The sequence below is a fragment of the Chelatococcus sp. GCM10030263 genome, assembly GCF_042666455.1.
Lineage (GTDB): Bacteria > Pseudomonadota > Alphaproteobacteria > Rhizobiales > Beijerinckiaceae > Chelatococcus.
In genome coordinates this window covers 12,136-29,122 of the sequence record NZ_JBHTDB010000004.1, presented here as the reverse complement: position 1 = coordinate 29,122, position 16,987 = coordinate 12,136, and the positions used below count along the sequence as shown (strand labels likewise).

The following is a 16,987-nucleotide window of genomic DNA, read 5'->3' as shown; positions in this document are numbered from 1 at the left end:
AACCATGAATCTCGAGGCGATATTCGGCCGCTCGGCGGACATGCCGGTGCGCGCCGGCCTGGTCGGCGCCGGCGAGTTTGGTGCGACTTTCGTCGCCCAGTCCCGACGCATCCCCGGCCTGACGGCCCCGGTCATCTGCGACCGCGATCCCGAGCGGGCGCGTCGGGCGCTCTGCGCTGCGGGGCTTGCCGTCGAGGACATAGCGATCTGCGACGACAAGGCGGCCGCACTACGCGCACTGGAGCTCGACAAGACGGTCGTGATCGCCGATGCCGCGCTCCTGCCGGACCTGCCGCTCGACGTCATCGTCGAGGCCACCGGAGATCCGGAGGGAGCAGCGGCGACGGTCCTCGCCGCCATTGAGAGCGGGCGGCATAGTGTTCTCGCCACCAAGGAGACCGAAAGCGTCGTCGGCCCAATTCTGGCGCGTCGCGCCGCCGCTGCCGGCCTGATTCACACGCCGGTCGATGGCGACCAGCCGAGCCTTCTAATCGGGCTCGTCGGCTGGGCGCGTCTCCTCGGGCTCGAGATCATCGCTGCGGGCAAGGCGAGCGAATCGGACTTCGTCTGGGACCCGGCGACCGGTCTTGTGACGGCCTGGGGCCGATCCTGCCCAGCGCCCTCCTATCACGCCGCCTTCGGCTCCGTTGATGCTGCGGCGGCGCGCGATCTGGCGGAGTTTCCGCGCACGACCGTGCCGGATCTGTGCGAGATGACGATCGTCGCAAATCACACCGGGCTCGTTCCGGACCTGCCGGAACTGCACGCACCGATCGCGCGGACAATCGAGCTTCCCCATCTCTTCAGGCCGCGTGAGGAGGGCGGACTGCTTGGACGCAGGGGCGCGGTCGATATGTTCAATTGCCTGCGGCGCCCGGACGAACTGAGTTTTGCCGGCGGCGTCTTCGTTACGCTGGAAGCGCCGGACCCGGCAACCGGACAGCTCTTCGCGCAAAAAGGCATTCCAGCGAGCCCGGATGGCCGGTGTTTCCTCGCCCATAATCCCGTCCATCTGCTCGGTGCGGAGGCGGCGATGTCCGTCTTGTCGGCGGCGCGGCTGCGCTGCTCGACGGGCGGCACGGTTGTGCGGCCAGCCTTTGATCTCGTCGCTCGGGCACGCCGGGATCTCGTGCCCGGCGAACGGCTCGATCTCGGCGCTCGCCATGCGATTGCTGCGCTCGACCACCTCATGTTGCCGGCCCGGCCCCTCGGGCCGGATGCGGCAGTGCCCTATTATCTCCTGGCGGGGCGCACCGTTCGGGCCCCGGCGCGCGCAGGCGAGATCATTACCGCGGCGCATGTGGCGCTCGACCCCATTAGCACGCTCTATCGGCTGCGCGCGGAGCAGGACCAGGCCTTCTTCAGCTAGCGGCCAACCGAGAACAGCGAAGCGCCCGGAGCCGGGCCAGACGGCATCGCCGGCGTCTCCAACGGAGGATATGCATTCATGCCCGAGCAGCGGGTCATCCCTATCGTCGATGCCCATCAGCATTTCTGGGATCTTCAGGCGAATTATCTTCCCTGGCTTAGGGACGAGCCGCTCATTCCCTTCCGTTACGGTGATTACACCGCCATTCGGCGCAACTACCTGCCAGAGGACCTCAGACGCGACAGCGCCTCTTTCGATCTCGTCGGATCGGTCTATGTGGAGGCCGAGTGGGACCCGACCGATCCGCTCGGCGAAACACGCTGGGTGCATGCCTTGGCATCACGGGAGGGATTGCCGACCGCCATGGTCGCTCAGGCATGGCTCGACCGCGAAGACGTGGCAGAACTCCTGGCCGCGCAAGCCGGCTTTCCGCTGGTCCGCGGGATCCGGCATAAGCCGAAGGCGGCGCCGCGGCCAGCGGATCTGCGCCGCGGCACCGCGGGCTCGATGAGTGATCCCAAATGGCGCGAGGGCTACGCGCTTCTCGCGCGGCACGGCCTTTCCTTCGACCTGCAGGTCGTCTGGTGGCATTTCGAGGAGGCCGCCGAGCTCGCGGCGGATTTCCCCGAGACGCAGATCATCGTGAACCACACCGGCCTTCCCGCGGACCGGAGCGAGGACGGGTTGGCGCAGTGGCGGCGAATGCTGGCGACGCTCGCGCGACAGCCGAATGTTGCACTCAAGATCTCAGGCCTCGGGCGCAGGGACGCGCCATGGACGGTCGAGGCGAACGGGCCCGTGGTGCGCGACGCCATCAGCATCTTCGGCGTCGAGCGCTGCATGTTCGCGAGCAATTTTCCCGTCGACAGCCTTGTCGGGAGTTACAGCGACATCTTTAACGGCTTTCTGGCAATCACCGCCTCCATGCCGCATGAACATCGTCTGAAGCTGTTCTGCGAGAATGCGAAGCGCTTCTATCGCATCGAAGCTGCAGCCGCCTCATCCGCCATTTCAGCGTGAACAAGACCACCAGCACCGCGCCGGCCGCGGCCTTGCCGCCGGTTTGCCGACCAATTGAACCGAATGCAGAAGCTGCAGCGCAGGGGAAACCATGATGGAAAACACGCCACGAATCGCACTGGTGATGGGCGATGCAGCGGGCGTCGGCGCGGAGCTCACGGCAAAGCTTCTCGCCTGCCATGACGAGATCAGAAACATCCGCCTCATCGTTCTCGGCGACCGCAAGCTGCTGCAGAACGGCGCGCGCATCGCCGGCGTCACGCTGGATCTGCCAGTTGTCGAAACGGCCGAAGGTCTGGCTTTGGAACCGGGGCGGCCGGTTCTCCTCGACCTGCAGCACAAGGATGCCGACGCAATCCCGGTGGGGCGGCCGACCCGCGAAAGCGGCGCCTTCGCGATGCGCAATTTCGGGGCCGCGCTCGATCTCGGCCGGACGGGCGCCATCCAGGCCATCTGCTTCACCCCCTTCAACAAACAGGCCTTCAAGCTCGCCGGCAATCCCTATCTGGATGAGCTCCACTGGGCGGCCGACCGGCTCGGTGCGGCGGGACGCGTTTCCGAATACAACAGGCTCGACGATCTCTGGAATGCCCGTGTGACGTCCCACATTCCCATGGCCGAGGTTCCCCGTCAGCTGACGCGCGAAGCGGTCCTCGAAGCCATTTTCGATACCGACCGCACGCTGCGGAAGGCCGGGATCGCTGCGCCGCGCCTCGGCATTGCCGGCTACAATCCACATGCCGGGGAAGGGGGGCTGTTCGGCCGGGAGGAAATCGACAGCATCGAACCGGCCATTGCCGATGCCGCGGCGCAGGGCCTTGCCGTGGCAGGCCCCTTTCCCGCCGATACGGTCTGGCTGAGGGCAAAGCGTGGCGACTTCGATGCGGTGGTGACCATGTATCATGACCAGGGACAGATCGCGCTGAAGCTCATGGGCTTCAGTCGTGGTGTCACCATTCTCGCCGGCCTGCCGGTGCCGATCGCAACGCCTGCGCACGGAACGGCCTATGACATCGCCGGAACCGGCAAGGCCGATCTCGGCGCGACGCTCGCCGCTTTCCGCACCGCGGTCGCCTTTGCCGGCAATTCTCCACCGAGCTGATAGCCCGCTCCGCCCAGCACCTTCGGCGCGTGCACAGCGACGGTGACGAGCCGCGGGGACCGTTAAAGCGTCATGGCGCGGCGGCAAGGCGCAGCGGCTGCTGATCCTGGAGCGTGGCGCTGCAAATGCGTTCGACCTCGCGCATCAAGGCGCGCGCAGCGGGCGTGGGTGGCCGATGTATACTGTAGTAGATCCCGACACTGCGCTGGAGATGCTCCGACAGGATCGGCAGACAACACAACGTCCGCGCGTGCATTTCCGGCTCGATGGTATGAGCCGGCATGAGGCCGAGCGCGTCGCTCGCCGTCATGACGGTCTTGGCGAACTGGACCGAAGCACATTCCATCTGCGCATGGGGAGGTTGAATGCCCGACTCCTTGAACAACTGGCTCAGAATAGGGCGATGCGCCGTGCCGACGACGGGGTGAACCCAGGGAAATTTGATGAGGTCAGCGCAGGTCACCGTCTCCTGCCCGTCGAGCGGGTGACCGACGCGAGCCACGATGCGCAGCTGATCTCTAAGAATGATCCGGTAGCGCAGAGCAGGATCCGGATCGGGCTCGAACCGCTCGGCCATGGCGATCACGAAATCATATTCGCGACGCCGGATCGCCGACATCAGTTCGTAATGCACGCCTTCATGCACGTGGATCGAGAGGTCCGGCATGGTTGCCGCAACCTTTGCGATCGCGCGCGCGAAGAGTGTGCTCGAGACACTGGGCAGCACACCGATCTTTAGAAAGGCCCTGCCGATGCCGCTGAGCTGGCGGATCTCGGCCCGCGCATGTTCGATTTCCGCAGCGACGGCACGTGCATGGGCATAGAGCGATCGTCCGAACTCGGTCATCGTGACGCCGGCGCTGGTGCGCACCAGAAGCTTCACGTTGAGCTCGTTTTCCAGAAGTCGCAGGCTCTTGGTCAATGCCGGCTGCGAGACCCGCAGGGCACGCGCAGCCTTGGTTATGCTCCCCTGATCGACGGTCTCCGTAAAGTGCAAGAGCTTGCGCGTGTCCACCAGGCATAACTCCAGGTTATGTAGCGGGATCATTAGATATGAGCCCATCTCGGCCGGCAAGTGCTAACCATTTCCCATCCTGCCCCGGCGACTCCTCCGGATTGAGCGCAGCTATGGCGCCCCCGGCAAGTCGATCGGCAGAACGAGCAGGTCGGGAAACAAGCGGTCCGAAGGGCCGGGACTTTCCACAGTCAGGGAGGAAAGTTGATGAAACGCAGATATCTATTGCAGGCCGCTGTTGCGGCCGTCATCGCAACGGCGCTGCCGGCGGCGGCGGAAACGCAGACCATACGCGTAGCTAATCTCGAGATAGCCCCGTTTCTGCCCGTCGCCTATGCAGCCAAAATCGCTTCCAAACACGGCATCAAGGTGGAAGTGGTCAACTTCAGGCGTGGGCTCGAAGCAGCCAATGCCCTGAAAGCCGGTGAGGTCGATGTGGCTGTCGGCGGCGTCGAGGCGGCGATCTCCGCGATCGGCGGCGGGGCCCCTGCCGTCATCGTTGCGGGCTGCTCCACCGGCGGCCTCGCCTGGGTGAGCGCCAAAGATGCCCCCATCAATTCCGTTGATGACCTCAAAGGCAAATCCTTCGCCGTCATCCGGGGTCTGCACGAGCTTGTCATGCTCGCGGAATTCGAAAAGCACAAGCTGAAGATCGTCGAAGACAAGAGCCCCGACGGCGTTCACGTCGTCTACATCAACAGTCCCCCGTCGCTCAATGTCGCACTCAAGGGCGGAGACGTCGATGCGATGTCGGCACCCGAGCCGTTCCCGAGCCGCGCGATCAGTGAAGGCTATGCCAAACCGCTGATCCGCCCCTTCGATACGGCACTGAGGGATGTTCCCCGCGCGATCTTCATGCGCAAGGATTTTATCGAGAAGAATCCCGAGCTCGCGCAGAAATACGTCGATTCGATCGTCGATGCGACCAAGCAACTGCGAGACAGCCCAGCTCTTGCGAAAGATTTCGCACTCAATGACGCCTTGAAGGAGGCGATTACCGAGCAAGATTGGGATCTGAGCGTCGACAATATTAAGTTCGACGTCTCGCTCGACGCTGACGAAATCGGCGCCTACATCACCTACATGACCAAATATGGGATGTTGAAGGCGAGCATCGACGAAGCCGCCGTGACGTCCTTGGACATGCTGGCCAAGGCGAAGGCGTCTCAAGGCTGGTGACGGCCGCCCCGTTGCCATCTTCGCGCAGCCCGTTCCAAGACAAGCGAGGGCGGAGCCATGCCTGTCGTCACCGTGATCTATGACGTCATCGTACGCTGGTGGTTTCCGCTGCTTCTCATCGTCCTGTGGGAGCTCGCCCTCAGGTTCGGGTTGCTGGACCACAGCTTCTTTCCCGCTCCATCCTCGCTCGCCGTCATTGCCTGGCGCGATCTTGCGTCGGGCAAACTGCTCGTCGATTCGATCGCCAGTATCCAGCGCCTCGCGGCGGGCATGAGCATCGGCCTCGTCGTCGGCATCGGGCTTGGGCTCTCGATGGCGCTGTGGCGGCCCTTCGATCTGATGCTCGGCTCGCTCGTCCAAGTGCTGCGTGCCATCCCGCCCATTACTTGGATCGGCTTTTCGATCCTCTGGTTTGGGCTCGGCAGCAAGCCGGCCATCTTTCTGATCGCGCTCGGCGTCGTCTTCCCCATCCTGCTCAACACCTATGCCGGTGTTAAGCAGGTCGACCAGATCTATCTGCGCGCAGCGCATAATCTGGGCGCGCGGGGCTGGATGCTGTTCAAGGACGTTGTTCTTTCAGCCGCGCTTCCGAGCATCCTGACCGGCTTGCGGGTCGCCATGGGGCTCGGGTGGATTCTGGTGGTGGTGAGCGAACTCATCGCCGTGCCGAGCGGGCTCGGCAATACCCTGATGCGCGCCCAGGATTACGGATTGGTGGACCGAATGCTCGCATATATGCTCGTCATAGGCCTGTTCGGCTATCTCTCCGACCTTCTGGTGATGCGGCTGACCCGCTATCTGCTGCGCTGGCAGCGAAGCATGGAGGCCGCATGATGAATGCGTCCGTCATGCCCAGGTCCGCGAGCCGACCGGCGCGCAGCGACACCTCCGCCGATGCAGGCGTTCCGGCCATCGAGGTGCGGGAACTGACGAAGGTCTATCCCGCTCGCGACGGCTCTCCGGCTGTAACGGCGCTGGACCGCATCGATCTTGTGCAGAACGAAGGTGAATTCATTGCCGTGATGGGCCCTTCCGGCTGCGGGAAGACGACCCTGCTCAACATCGTGGCTGGTTTCGAGCGCCCGGACAGCGGCCTCTGCAAAGTATCGGGAAAGACCGTAACCAGAGCAGGTCCGGACCGTGGCGTCGTGTTCCAGGAATACGGCTTGTTTCCCTGGATGACTGTCGAGCGCAACATAACCTTTGCTTTGAAGGCCGCAGGTCAATGGGACAGCAGCGGTGAGGCGCGCGCCAGGGACATTCTGGCGCGCATGGGCCTCACCAACTTCATGAAGGCATGGCCCAAGAATCTGTCGGGAGGCATGCGCCAGCGCGTGGCGATCGCACGCATCCTGGCGATCAATTCCCCGGTCATGTTGATGGATGAGCCTTTCGGGGCGCTCGATGCGCTCACCCGCAACGTTCTGCAGCGCGAACTCATGGAGCTTTGGACGGAAACGCATAAGACGATTCTGTTCATCACCCACAGCGCCGAAGAAGCAATCTATCTGGCAGATCGCGTGCTCGTCATGACGCCGAGACCCGGCCGTGTCGTGCTCGACCTCAAGATCGATCTCGATCGCCCCCGGGATCCGACCGAGGCACGGTTCAATCAGTACAAGCGGGACATTCTCGACGTGATCAACCCAGCCCTGCGGCAGGATTCCGACACGTTTTCGCTCAGGAGCATCTCTTAAATGCCGATTGTAGCCATCGATATTGGCGGCACCTTCACGGATCTCGCCTCGCTCGATCCGCAAACCGGCGCGCTCAAGTTCTCGAAGAGCCTGACGACGCCGCCGAATTTCGAGCAGGGGGCTCGCGACTGCCTGGAGCTCGCCGGGATCGAGGCCGAGACCATCACCGTCCTGCGTCATGGCACGACTGTGGTCATCAACGCGCTGCTGGAGCGCAAGGGCGCGGCAACGGCGCTCGTCACGACGGAAGGCTTTCGGGACATTCTCGAGATCGGACGCGGCAACCGGCCGGAAGGGTTCAATCTGTTCTACGAGCGCCTGCCGCCGGTGGTGCCGCGCGAATTGCGCTTTGATCTTCCCGAGCGCATGGATGCGCGTGGCAATGTGCTCAAGTCCGTCGATCGCGAGGCGCTCGCTCGAGTCGCCGCCAGAATTCGCGAGACCGGCGTCGATGCCGTCGCCGTCTGCTTTCTCCATGCCTGGCGCAACCCTCTCCATGAAATCGAAGTCGGCAACTACTTGCGGGAGCACACCGATTGCTTCGTGTCCTGCTCACACGAGATCTCGCGCGAGCTTCGGGAATTCGAGCGCACGACGACGACCGCCCTCAATGCCTATGTCGGCCCTGCGGTCGAGCGCTACATCGCGCGGTTCGACGGCAAGCTGCGTGAGAACGGATTTACCGGCCGCCTCTACCTGATGGGCTCGAACGGCGGCGTGCTGACCGAAGAGGATACGCTCCATCGGCCGCTCCTTCTGGTGGAATCCGGCCCGGTGGGCGGTGTCGCCGGCGCGGCAGAGATCGGCCGGCGCGCCGATCTCGGCAATGTCGTTGCATTTGACATGGGCGGCACCACGGCCAAGGCCGTATTGATCGAGGACGGCGAAGCCGCTGTTTCGCCGCTCTATTGGGTGGGCGGCTACGACCGCGGCTATCCGGTTCAGGCGGCGGTGCTCGACATCGTCGAAGTCGGGTTCGGCGGAGGCAGCATCGCCTCGGTCAGCGATCTCGGCTCGCTTCAAGTGGGCCCACGCAGCGCCGGCGCGGTTCCGGGCCCTGCCTGCTACGGGCGGGGCGGCACGGAACCGACCGTGACCGACGCCAATCTGATGCTCGGGCGACTGGACGCCGAACGCTTCCTCGGTGGCAACATGCGGCTTGACCTGGGGCAGGCGCAATCGGCGCTGGAAAGCGTCAGCTCGGCCTTTGGCCAATCCGCGGCGGCACTCGCGGCCGGCATCCTGCAGGTTGCGACCGTCAATATGGCCAATGCGGTGCGTAAGGTGACACTCGAACGCGGTTTTGATCCGCGCGACTTCGCCATGGTCGCCTTCGGCGGCGCCGGGCCGCTTCATGCCGTCGCAGTGGCACGGGAGATCGGCATGCGCACAGTCGTCATTCCGCCCCAGCCGGGCCACTTCTCGGCTTACGGAATGCTGTTCGCCGACTTCCGTTACGACCTGACCAGCACGATTATCGGCCAACTCGAAACGATCGATCTCGACGACGTGGAAGCGCGTTTTGCCGAGATGGAGAGGGAAGGGGGCAGCCGGGTCGATAAACTCGGTCTGCCGATCGAGTCCATCGGCTTCACGCGCTACGCAGAAATGCGCTACCGCCGACAGGAATACACGATCAAGGTGCGCCTGCCCGACGACGGCAAGATTCCCGGCAAGGCGGCCCTGCGGCAGCTATTCGAAGATGCGTATCAGCGCCGCTACGGCCACACCACCCGCAACATGGACATCGAAATCGTCATGCTGCGCATCGTGGTCGCCGGGCGCACCGCCCGGCCGCAGCTCGGTCTGCGGTCACGCGCCACTGCCGCCGACCTCACCTACGGTGAACGGCCGATCTGGTACAGCTCCACGGGCACGATTGCGGCCAAGGTCTGGCAGCGCAGCGACCTTCCTGCCGGCTGCAGACTGACCGGGCCCGGCGTCGTCGAGGAGGAAGCCTCCACGACCGTGCTCGGGCCGCAGGACACCGCCGTCATCGACGAGATCGGCAATATCGTCATTACGCTGGGAAGCGAAGCATGAACGTCGTCACCAACACAGGTCGCCCGCAAGTCGATCCGGTCACACTCGAAATCATTCGCAACCTGCTGATAGCAATCCTCGACGAGGGCGAAATCAATCTCTCGCGCACGGCCTTCAGTCCCATCATCTACGAGGTGAAGGACTATTGCGTGGGCCTGCTCGATGCCCAATGTCAGACCATAGCCCAAAGCCGCGGCGGCATTACCACCTTCATGGCCGATCTCGGCATGCCGGTTTCCGACGGGCTGACGATTTACGGCGAGGACGGCTTTGAGCCTGACGACGTACTGCTGATGAACTATTCGTCCGTCTGCGGTCAGCATCTCAACAATATGGTGCTCTATATCCCGGTCATCCACGAGGGCAAATTGATCGCCTTCGCCGCGACGCGGGCCCATTGGACCGACATCGGCGGGCGCGTTTCTGGCTCCTTTGCCACCGACACGACTGAGATCTTCCAGGAAGGGCTGCAACTGCGCAGCGTCAAGGTCTACAAGGCCGGCGTGCCGGACGAGGAGATCTTGCGTGTCATTCGCCACAATATTCGCTTCCCGGAACTATCCTTCGGCGACATGGCCGCGCAGATCGCCTGCTGCAAGCTTGTCGTGCGACGCCTCGAGGAACTGATCGCGCGCTACGGCTGGGATCTTATCCAGGAATGCATCCGCATCACCTGGGACCAGTCCGAGGCCTATGTGCGCCGGCAAATCGCCGCGCTGCCGGACGGCCGCTACGAATCCGCAGCATTCCTGGATGACGACGGTGTCGACCCGGACAAGACGCTGGAGATCCGCGTTGCCGTCACCATCAGCGGCGATGAATTCGAGATCGACTTCACCGGCACGGCCGACCAGACGCCGGGCCCCTCCAATATGGGCCGCAGCGGTGGCATCTCCGCCGCAAAGGTGGCCTTCAAAAGTGCCGTCTTTCCGTGGCTGCCGCCGAACGAGGGAGCGTTTCGCCCTCTGAAGGTGGGGCTGCCTGACGGCACCGTCATCAGCGCAGTCGACAATGCGGCGATGGCGCAATGGACGATGACCATCAAGACGGTCATCGACACGATCTATCTTGCCATGAGTCAGGCGATGCCGGAGCGCATACCTGCGGCGCACCATGGCTCGAACGGCATGTACACGATCTTCGGACGCGATCCGGAAACCGGCTTTCGCTACTCCACGGTGGATACGGTTCTCGGTGGATGGGGCGCCCGGCCGAACGCCGACGGCTTTTCCCCGCTCAAGACGGTCACCCACGGCGATACCCGGAATATCCCTCTCGAAGTCGAGGAGACCTTCTTTCCGGTCCTCGTCGAGCGCTACACATGGCGTCCCGACAGCGGCGGGCCCGGCAAATTCCGCGGCGGGCTCGGCCTGAGCAAGGTTTATCGCGCGTTGCAGGACCTGAGCTTCATCTGTGCCTTCGAGCGCACCAAGTGCCCACCATGGGGGCTGGAGGGCGGCGGCGCCGCGAAGGTCGGGACCGTGCTCGTCACCCAGCCGGGCGAAAGCGCGCCTAAACAATATCAGAAGGTCACAGCCCTGCCGATCAAGAAGGGCGCGACCATCGAACTGCTGTCGGCCGGCGGCGGCGGTCGGGGCCCCGCCTACGAGCGCCCGCTCGACAAGGTAATGGACGATGTGCGCAGGGGATATGTCTCGGTGGAAGGCGCCCACCGGGACTACGGAGTAGCCATCGACCCGGCGACGCTGGAGGTCGATCGCGAAGAGACCAGCAGACTGCGCGCCGAGATGAAGGCGACGGCACCGCCGCCGGTCACGCGAAACATCCTTCTGCCCGAGATGTTCAAGGAAGGAGTGCCGGTGTGAGCACGCAGGCGAACATCCGCGAGGCCGTGGAAAACCTCATCGTCGACTTCTTCTACCATCTCGACACCTTCGGCTTCGAGGCCTTGGTCGGGTGCATGGCGCCGGATGGCGAATGGCATCGCCAAGGCAAGATCTTGCGCGGCCACCAGATGATCCTGGCCGCCTTGGCCGAGCGCGGCACCGACGTGCGAACGGCCCATCTGGTCACCAATTTCCACATCGTCTCGGCAAATGCCACATCAGCCGAAGCGCGCTTCTACATGGTCGCCTACCGATACGACGGCCCGATCAGCGAGAACGAACCGGCAAAGTTGGACCTGCCGTTTTCCATCGGCCTCTACAGCTGTCGCTACGCGCGCGCCGGCGATAGCTGGACAATCGCCGATCTCAGGTCAGAGCTGCGCTTTCGGCGCTAAGGAGAGACACCGCCCCATGAAGCTTCTCAGCTACCGTTTCGCAGGCAACCCGTCCTATGGCGTCCTGAGCAATGACGGCATTATCGATCTCAAGGAGCGGCTAGGGCAGCCCACGTTGCGCCTCGCAATCGCGTATGGCCTCCTGGAGGGGATCGCTGCACGTATCGCGGGCGCATCGACCGATCACGCCTTGGCGGATGTGGAACTGACGGTGCCCGTTCCGGATGCCGAAAAGATCGTCTGCATCGGACGCAACTACCGTGGGCATGTTGCCGAGGGCCATCAACAACTGCCGAAGACGCCTAGCACCTTCATCCGCGTCAGCGGTTCATTCGCGCCGCCCGGCGGGGCTATGGTGCGGCCGAAGCTATCGGAGCAGTTCGACTACGAGGGCGAGCTCGCCGTTATCATCGGCAAGGCCGGCAAGCACATTGTCCCGCAAGACGCTTTCGAGCATATTGCCGGATATACATGCCTGCATGACGGCAGCATCAGAGATTATCAATTCGAGCATTGCCTGGCCGTCGGCAAGAACTTCGACCGGACGGGAAGCATTGGTCCCTGGATGGTCACGCGCGACGAGATCGCCGACGTTTCGTCCCTTACGCTGACGACGACCTTGAACGGCGTGGAAGTGCAGCGCACCAAGACGGACGACTTCATTTTCGACATCCCGACCATCATCGCCTATCTGTCGAGCTTCATGGAACTCCGCCCTGGCGACGTGATCGCCACCGGCACGCCCGAGGGCGTCGGCTTTGCGCGCAAGCCGCCCCTGTGGCTCAAGCCCGGCGATCACGTCGATGTCGCGATCACGGGCATAGGCGTGCTTCGCAACACCATCATCGCAGAGTAGTGTCGACCTCGGCGGAAAGGACGATCCCATGCCGGAGATTTATGTCTATGCAGTCGAGGGCCGAGACCTGGATCAGAAGCGTGCGCTCATTCAGGAGATCACGGCCGCGACCGTGAAGCACTTCAAGGTCGCACCGGAAACCGTGATGGTCCAGATCATCGAATCGCCGCGCCACAACAAGGCCAAGGGCGGTGTCCTGTTCAGCGAACGCGATGCGGTCAAGAGCTAGCTGAAATCGCGTGGAGCCAACGCCCTGGCGGGCGATTTATGAAGGCGGGTCCGGTGGGCCGAACCCAATCTCAGCCACGGATAGTCGGAGCGGCCGCAGCAGTTACGCCACTCGAACGTCGGTCTTCGCGAAATCATCGCCCTTGAAGAGCAGCGGCTCCTCTGTCAGCGCAGCGAGCGCATAGGAAAAGCAGTCCCCGAAATTTAGACCTGCGGGATGGCGGCCTTTTCCAAAACGGCGCCAGGCACGGCGGGCCAAGTCTGCGTGATCGGCCCCGACGGCGACGACCTCGACACCCGCCTTGTGAAACCACAGGTCGAGCTCACTGCCGCCGCTCTCGCCGAGTCGCGTTTCGATGACCATGGCGGCCTCGAGGACAGTCGCGGCCGAGATCAGGCGGACGGGATCATCGGCTATGCGTTGCTCGAGAGAGGGCGCTTCGGGCTCGTTCAGGGCGATGGCCACAATGGCCGAGGTATCGATGACCATCAGTTGGGGACGCCATCTTCGTCATAGCCGATGATGTCATCCGCATTGCGCGCGTCGCGCACAGGCATGGTGCTCCAGCGACGGCGGATGGCGGCGAGGTCCTCGATTAGGGCCGCTCTGCGCGCATCCGATCCGACCCGGCGCAGCCGTTCCTCGAGCGCGCGTCGCGTCGCCACCGTAATGCTCTCGCCGGTCCGCTCCGCGAGTTTCCGGGCGAGCCGCTCGGTCTCCGGATCTTTGATGCTCAGCGCCATCGGGGTGCCTTGGTTCCTGATCGTCCATATTCTACCTGATTGCGCGGCCGCGGCAAGGGTCGGTGGCGTTCAGCTCCGATGTGCCGGAGCTGCCATGCGAGAGCACCCGACACCATCCAAGTCATGCTACCGTCAGACCGGCGGCATAGCTCCGGCCACATTCGAGATTGCGATGACACGGCCTGTGCCCGACCAGTTGGCCAGGTGGCGCCCATGACCGCCAGCCACTTTATCGTCGGTCGCCGAGGAAATTCGAGACGATGCGCGACACCATCGCCGTTTTGTCTTCCGCGACCGTCTGATGATGTACGTATTTCCTCACGAGAAAATAGATGAAGGTCGAGTGCAGATGCCAGGCGAGCTCGAACTCGATCGGGTCGATGTCGCCCTCTTCGGAAAAGCCGCGGTGGACGCGCAGCTCCCGCAGGATAATCATCAGCAGCTTGTTCACATGGGTCTGAATATAGCGGCCGATAATGTCGTGCCCCGCAAGGCTCGCATAGAGTGAAACCCTGATCCAGTAGGATTCGTCGACCGCCTGGAAGTAGGATAGGTAGAATTCTTCGAGCCGCTGTTGCAGCGGCTTGGCGCGATCCCGCAAGCCGGCTTCCCAGCCCGGCGACCAACGCTGCAGGAAGACCTTCTCGTAGACTTGCTCGACCAGGTTCTGCTTCGTCGTGAAGTAGCGGAAGATCAGGCCCTGGGAGATGCCGAGCCGATCGGCAAGATCCTTGATCTGCGCGCCGAAGCCGTGTTCGGCAAAAAACTCCACCGCCGCATCGAGGATCATGCGTCTGCGCACCTCGGGATCGAGCCGGCTGCGTGTTCGGCCCTTGGGCTTGGTGGAAGGGGAGGGCGCGACGGCTGCAGCGCGCGGTCCTGAAGCGGTCCCCGCATTCGCCCGTTTCTTCTGTTCTCTCAACGACATGCTCCTTGCAGGCGCTGCACGAAGCAGCCTGCGACACCGGATATCGTGTTTAACCCTCTCCTTCGCTATTGACAATCGGCTCAATAAGTAATGACTATTGACTCAATAAGGCCGGACGAGCCGGAAGAACATGGGAGAGAACGCGTGCCCAAGCCCCGCAGCGTCATCATCACCTGCGCCGTCACCGGCGCCATCCACACGCCCACGATGTCGGAACATCTGCCGATCACGCCCGACGAGATCGTGCAGGACGCCGTCGCCGCGGCGGAAGCGGGAGCCGCGATCCTGCATCTGCATGCGCGGGATCCCGAGACCGGCAAGCCGGACCAGCGCCCGGAGGCATTCGCGCCCTTTCTGCCGCGCATCAAGCAGCAGACCAATGCGGTGATCAACATCACCTCCGGGGGCAGCCCCTATATGCGCGTCGAGGAGCGCGTGCTACCGGCGGCGACCTTCAAGCCGGAAGTGGCCTCGCTCAATATGGGCTCGATGAATTTCGGCCTTTACCATCTTCTCGACAAATACAAAGAATTCAAATTCGATTGGGAGCGCACCCATCTCGAAAATACCCGCGATCTCGTTTTCCGCAACACGTTCAAGGATATCGAATATATCCTGACGACTTGTTACGACAACGGCACGCGCTTCGAGTTCGAGTGCTATGACATCGGCCATCTCTATAATCTGAAGCATTTCTACGATCGGGGCATGGTGAAGCCGCCGCTCTTCATTCAGTCCGTCTTCGGTCTTCTCGGCGGCATCGGTCCGCATCCCGAAGACGTCCTGCATATGAAGCGCACCGCCGATCGCCTGTTCGGCAACGACTATCGCTGGTCGGTGCTGGGCGCTGGTCGCAACCAGTTGCCGGTGGCGGCGATCGCGGCAGCGATGGGCGGCAACGTCCGCGTCGGCCTCGAGGATTCGCTCTGGGCCGGTCCCGGCAAGCTCGCCACCTCGAATGCCGACCAGGTGCGCCTGGCACGGCAGATCATCGAAGGTCTCGGTCTCACCATCGCCACGCCCGACGAGGCCCGCGAGATCCTCGAACTGAAGGGCGCCGACAAGGTCGCCATCTGACGCGCCTAAGCGCCTCGGGGCCGGGTGCACCCATCCGGCTCCGTTGACGTCGATACAAAGGCCGGTGCGGTTTCGGCGGGCGTCGAGCGCCCCGCCGATAGCGTCCCGAGCGGCGCCTGCCCGGCATGCAGGCTGAAAATTATAGCAAACCGGTCGCAAAGGCCGTGTCATGGGGAGGAACGTTATGGGACTTCACATCGGTTTGACGCGCCGTGCCGCCGCCATTGCTGTTGCCACGGCATTGGCCTTATCGGCTGTGCCGACGATGACGCAGGCGGCTGAGCCGCCCATCCGCATCGGCCTCGGCATTGCGCTGTCCGGCGGTCTCGCGGCTTTCGGAAAATCGGCCCTGCTTGGCATGCAGCTTTGGGCGGAGGACGTGAACAGCAAGGGCGGCCTGCTCAACCGCAAGGTCGAGCTCGTCTATTATGACGACCAGAGCAGCCCGGCGACCGTGCCCGGCATCTACGCCAAGCTGATCGACGTCGACAAGGTCGATCTGGTGGTCTCGGGTTATGCCACCAACCAGATCGTCGCGGCCATGCCGACGGTCATGCAGAAGAAGAAGCTCTTCATCACGCTCTTTGGCCTCGCCGCCAACGACAAGTTCAAATACGACCGCTATTTCCAGATGCAGCCCAACGGGCCCGACGCGCAGCGGGAATTCTCCAAGGGCTTCATCGATGTGGCCATGGCTATGGACCCGAAGCCGCGCACCATCGCCATTGTTGGCGCCGATGCGGAATTCCCCAGCATCGCCATGGAAGGTGCCCGCGAGAACGCCAAGGAAGCCGGCCTCAAGATCGTGTTCGACCGCACCTATCCGCCGAATTCCATTGAATTCGCCTCGATCGTGCGGTCGATCAAGGCGACTAATCCAGATCTCGTCTTCGTCGCGTCCTATCCGCCGGATTCGGCGGGCATGGTGCGTGCCGCGCGCGAGGTCGGGCTCGACGTCAAGATGTTCGGCGGCGGCATGATCGGCCTGCAGGCTGCAGCGCTCAAGACGCAGCTCGGCGAAGCGCTCAACGGCGTCGTCTCCTATGACCTCTACGTGCCCGAGCCGACCATGAAATTCCCTGGCGTCGAGGAGTTTCTCACCCGCTACCGGGCGCGCGCCCAGGCCGAAGGCGTCGACCCTCTCGGCTTCTATATCGCTCCGCTCGCCTATGCGGAGATGCAGATCCTGCAGCAGGCGGTGACGGCCACCGGCACGCTCGATGACGCCAAGCTCGCCCAATATATCCACGCCAATTCGTTCCAGACGGTCGGCGGCGAGATCAAGTTCCAGGAGCGCGGCGAATGGGCCGAGCCGCGGATCCTCCTGGTTCAGTATCAAGGCATCAAGGGCAGTGACGTGAACCAGTTCAAAGAGCCTGGCCGGCAGGTCATCGTCTATCCGCCCAAATTTAAGTCCGGCAATCTCATCTATCCCTTCAACGCCGCATCGAAGTAACCGCCCTTCCGCCCTGAGTTGCCGGAGTGTA

The 16,987-nt window shown here is 63.2% G+C and carries 17 protein-coding genes; 13 read left to right on the top strand and 4 right to left on the bottom strand.

The window, feature by feature from the left end; all coding sequences use genetic code 11:
• Window positions 1-4: 4 nt before the first annotated feature.
• From ACFQU1_RS09430 to ACFQU1_RS09420, 3 genes are all read left to right on the top strand, one after another.
• A complete protein-coding gene (locus ACFQU1_RS09430) occupies window positions 5-1,369 on the top strand; it encodes a flagellar biosynthesis protein FlgA (RefSeq protein ID WP_378131725.1) in 1,365 nt (454 codons plus the stop codon).
• Window positions 1,370-1,447: 78 nt separating this feature from the next.
• The gene (locus ACFQU1_RS09425; RefSeq protein ID WP_378131722.1) at window positions 1,448-2,389 is read left to right on the top strand and encodes an amidohydrolase family protein; all 942 of its coding nucleotides are present in this window, start codon (window positions 1,448-1,450) and stop codon (window positions 2,387-2,389) included.
• Window positions 2,390-2,483: 94 nt separating this feature from the next.
• Complete coding sequence (locus ACFQU1_RS09420; protein WP_378131720.1) at window positions 2,484-3,491, top strand: 4-hydroxythreonine-4-phosphate dehydrogenase PdxA; 1,008 nt, start codon at window positions 2,484-2,486, stop codon at window positions 3,489-3,491.
• A gap of 70 nt (window positions 3,492-3,561) precedes the next feature.
• Here ACFQU1_RS09420 and ACFQU1_RS09415 read toward each other — a convergent pair whose 3' ends face one another.
• Window positions 3,562-4,506: a LysR family transcriptional regulator gene (locus ACFQU1_RS09415; protein ID WP_378131718.1), complete on the bottom strand. Its 945-nt coding sequence runs from the start codon at window positions 4,504-4,506 to the stop codon at window positions 3,562-3,564.
• Window positions 4,507-4,713: 207 nt separating this feature from the next.
• Here ACFQU1_RS09415 and ACFQU1_RS09410 point away from each other — a divergent pair, with 207 nt between their 5' ends.
• The 8 genes from ACFQU1_RS09410 to ACFQU1_RS09375 are packed head-to-tail and all read left to right on the top strand — an operon-like array spanning window position 4,714 to window position 12,752.
• Window positions 4,714-5,685: an ABC transporter substrate-binding protein gene (locus ACFQU1_RS09410; RefSeq protein WP_378131716.1), complete on the top strand. Its 972-nt coding sequence runs from the start codon at window positions 4,714-4,716 to the stop codon at window positions 5,683-5,685.
• Between the two features lie 57 nt (window positions 5,686-5,742).
• Window positions 5,743-6,519: an ABC transporter permease gene (locus ACFQU1_RS09405; protein WP_378131714.1), complete on the top strand. Its 777-nt coding sequence runs from the start codon at window positions 5,743-5,745 to the stop codon at window positions 6,517-6,519.
• On the top strand, window positions 6,516-7,382 hold the full coding sequence (locus ACFQU1_RS09400) for an ABC transporter ATP-binding protein (RefSeq protein ID WP_378131711.1): 867 nt from the start codon (window positions 6,516-6,518) through the stop codon (window positions 7,380-7,382). Before ACFQU1_RS09405 ends, ACFQU1_RS09400 begins: the two co-directional genes overlap by 4 nt.
• Window positions 7,383-9,425 carry a hydantoinase/oxoprolinase family protein gene (locus tag ACFQU1_RS09395; protein WP_378131709.1) on the top strand — a complete coding sequence of 681 codons (2,043 nt, stop codon included), beginning with the start codon at window positions 7,383-7,385 and terminating at the stop codon, window positions 9,423-9,425.
• Complete coding sequence (locus ACFQU1_RS09390) at window positions 9,422-11,251, top strand: hydantoinase B/oxoprolinase family protein (protein ID WP_378131707.1); 1,830 nt, start codon at window positions 9,422-9,424, stop codon at window positions 11,249-11,251. Before ACFQU1_RS09395 ends, ACFQU1_RS09390 begins: the two co-directional genes overlap by 4 nt.
• The gene (locus ACFQU1_RS09385) at window positions 11,248-11,667 is read left to right on the top strand and encodes a nuclear transport factor 2 family protein (RefSeq protein WP_378131705.1); all 420 of its coding nucleotides are present in this window, start codon (window positions 11,248-11,250) and stop codon (window positions 11,665-11,667) included. The genes ACFQU1_RS09390 and ACFQU1_RS09385 overlap by 4 nt, the downstream gene beginning before the upstream one ends.
• A 16-nt stretch (window positions 11,668-11,683) precedes the next feature.
• Window positions 11,684-12,523 carry a fumarylacetoacetate hydrolase family protein gene (locus tag ACFQU1_RS09380; protein ID WP_378131703.1) on the top strand — a complete coding sequence of 280 codons (840 nt, stop codon included), beginning with the start codon at window positions 11,684-11,686 and terminating at the stop codon, window positions 12,521-12,523.
• A 28-nt stretch (window positions 12,524-12,551) separates the two neighbouring features.
• Window positions 12,552-12,752, top strand: a complete 201-nt coding sequence (locus ACFQU1_RS09375) for a tautomerase family protein (RefSeq protein ID WP_378131700.1) — start codon at window positions 12,552-12,554, stop codon at window positions 12,750-12,752.
• Window positions 12,753-12,854: 102 nt separating this feature from the next.
• Here ACFQU1_RS09375 and ACFQU1_RS09370 read toward each other — a convergent pair whose 3' ends face one another.
• The 3 genes from ACFQU1_RS09370 to ACFQU1_RS09360 all read right to left on the bottom strand — a co-directional run bounded on the left by ACFQU1_RS09370 (window position 12,855) and on the right by ACFQU1_RS09360 (window position 14,417).
• A complete protein-coding gene (locus tag ACFQU1_RS09370; protein WP_378131698.1) occupies window positions 12,855-13,241 on the bottom strand; it encodes a type II toxin-antitoxin system VapC family toxin in 387 nt (128 codons plus the stop codon).
• Window positions 13,241-13,495, bottom strand: a complete 255-nt coding sequence (locus ACFQU1_RS09365) for a type II toxin-antitoxin system VapB family antitoxin (RefSeq protein WP_378131696.1) — start codon at window positions 13,493-13,495, stop codon at window positions 13,241-13,243. The genes ACFQU1_RS09370 and ACFQU1_RS09365 overlap by 1 nt, the downstream gene beginning before the upstream one ends.
• A 229-nt stretch (window positions 13,496-13,724) precedes the next feature.
• Window positions 13,725-14,417: a TetR/AcrR family transcriptional regulator gene (locus ACFQU1_RS09360; protein ID WP_378131694.1), complete on the bottom strand. Its 693-nt coding sequence runs from the start codon at window positions 14,415-14,417 to the stop codon at window positions 13,725-13,727.
• A gap of 96 nt (window positions 14,418-14,513) precedes the next feature.
• Between ACFQU1_RS09360 and ACFQU1_RS09355 the strand changes: the two genes are divergently transcribed.
• Window positions 14,514-15,500, top strand: a complete 987-nt coding sequence (locus tag ACFQU1_RS09355) for a 3-keto-5-aminohexanoate cleavage protein (RefSeq protein WP_378131691.1) — start codon at window positions 14,514-14,516, stop codon at window positions 15,498-15,500.
• 184 nt (window positions 15,501-15,684) lie between these two features.
• Window positions 15,685-16,956 (top strand): amino acid ABC transporter substrate-binding protein, encoded by a 1,272-nt coding sequence (locus ACFQU1_RS09350; protein ID WP_378131689.1) that lies wholly within the window; start codon window positions 15,685-15,687, stop codon window positions 16,954-16,956.
• Window positions 16,957-16,987: the final 31 nt, after the last annotated feature.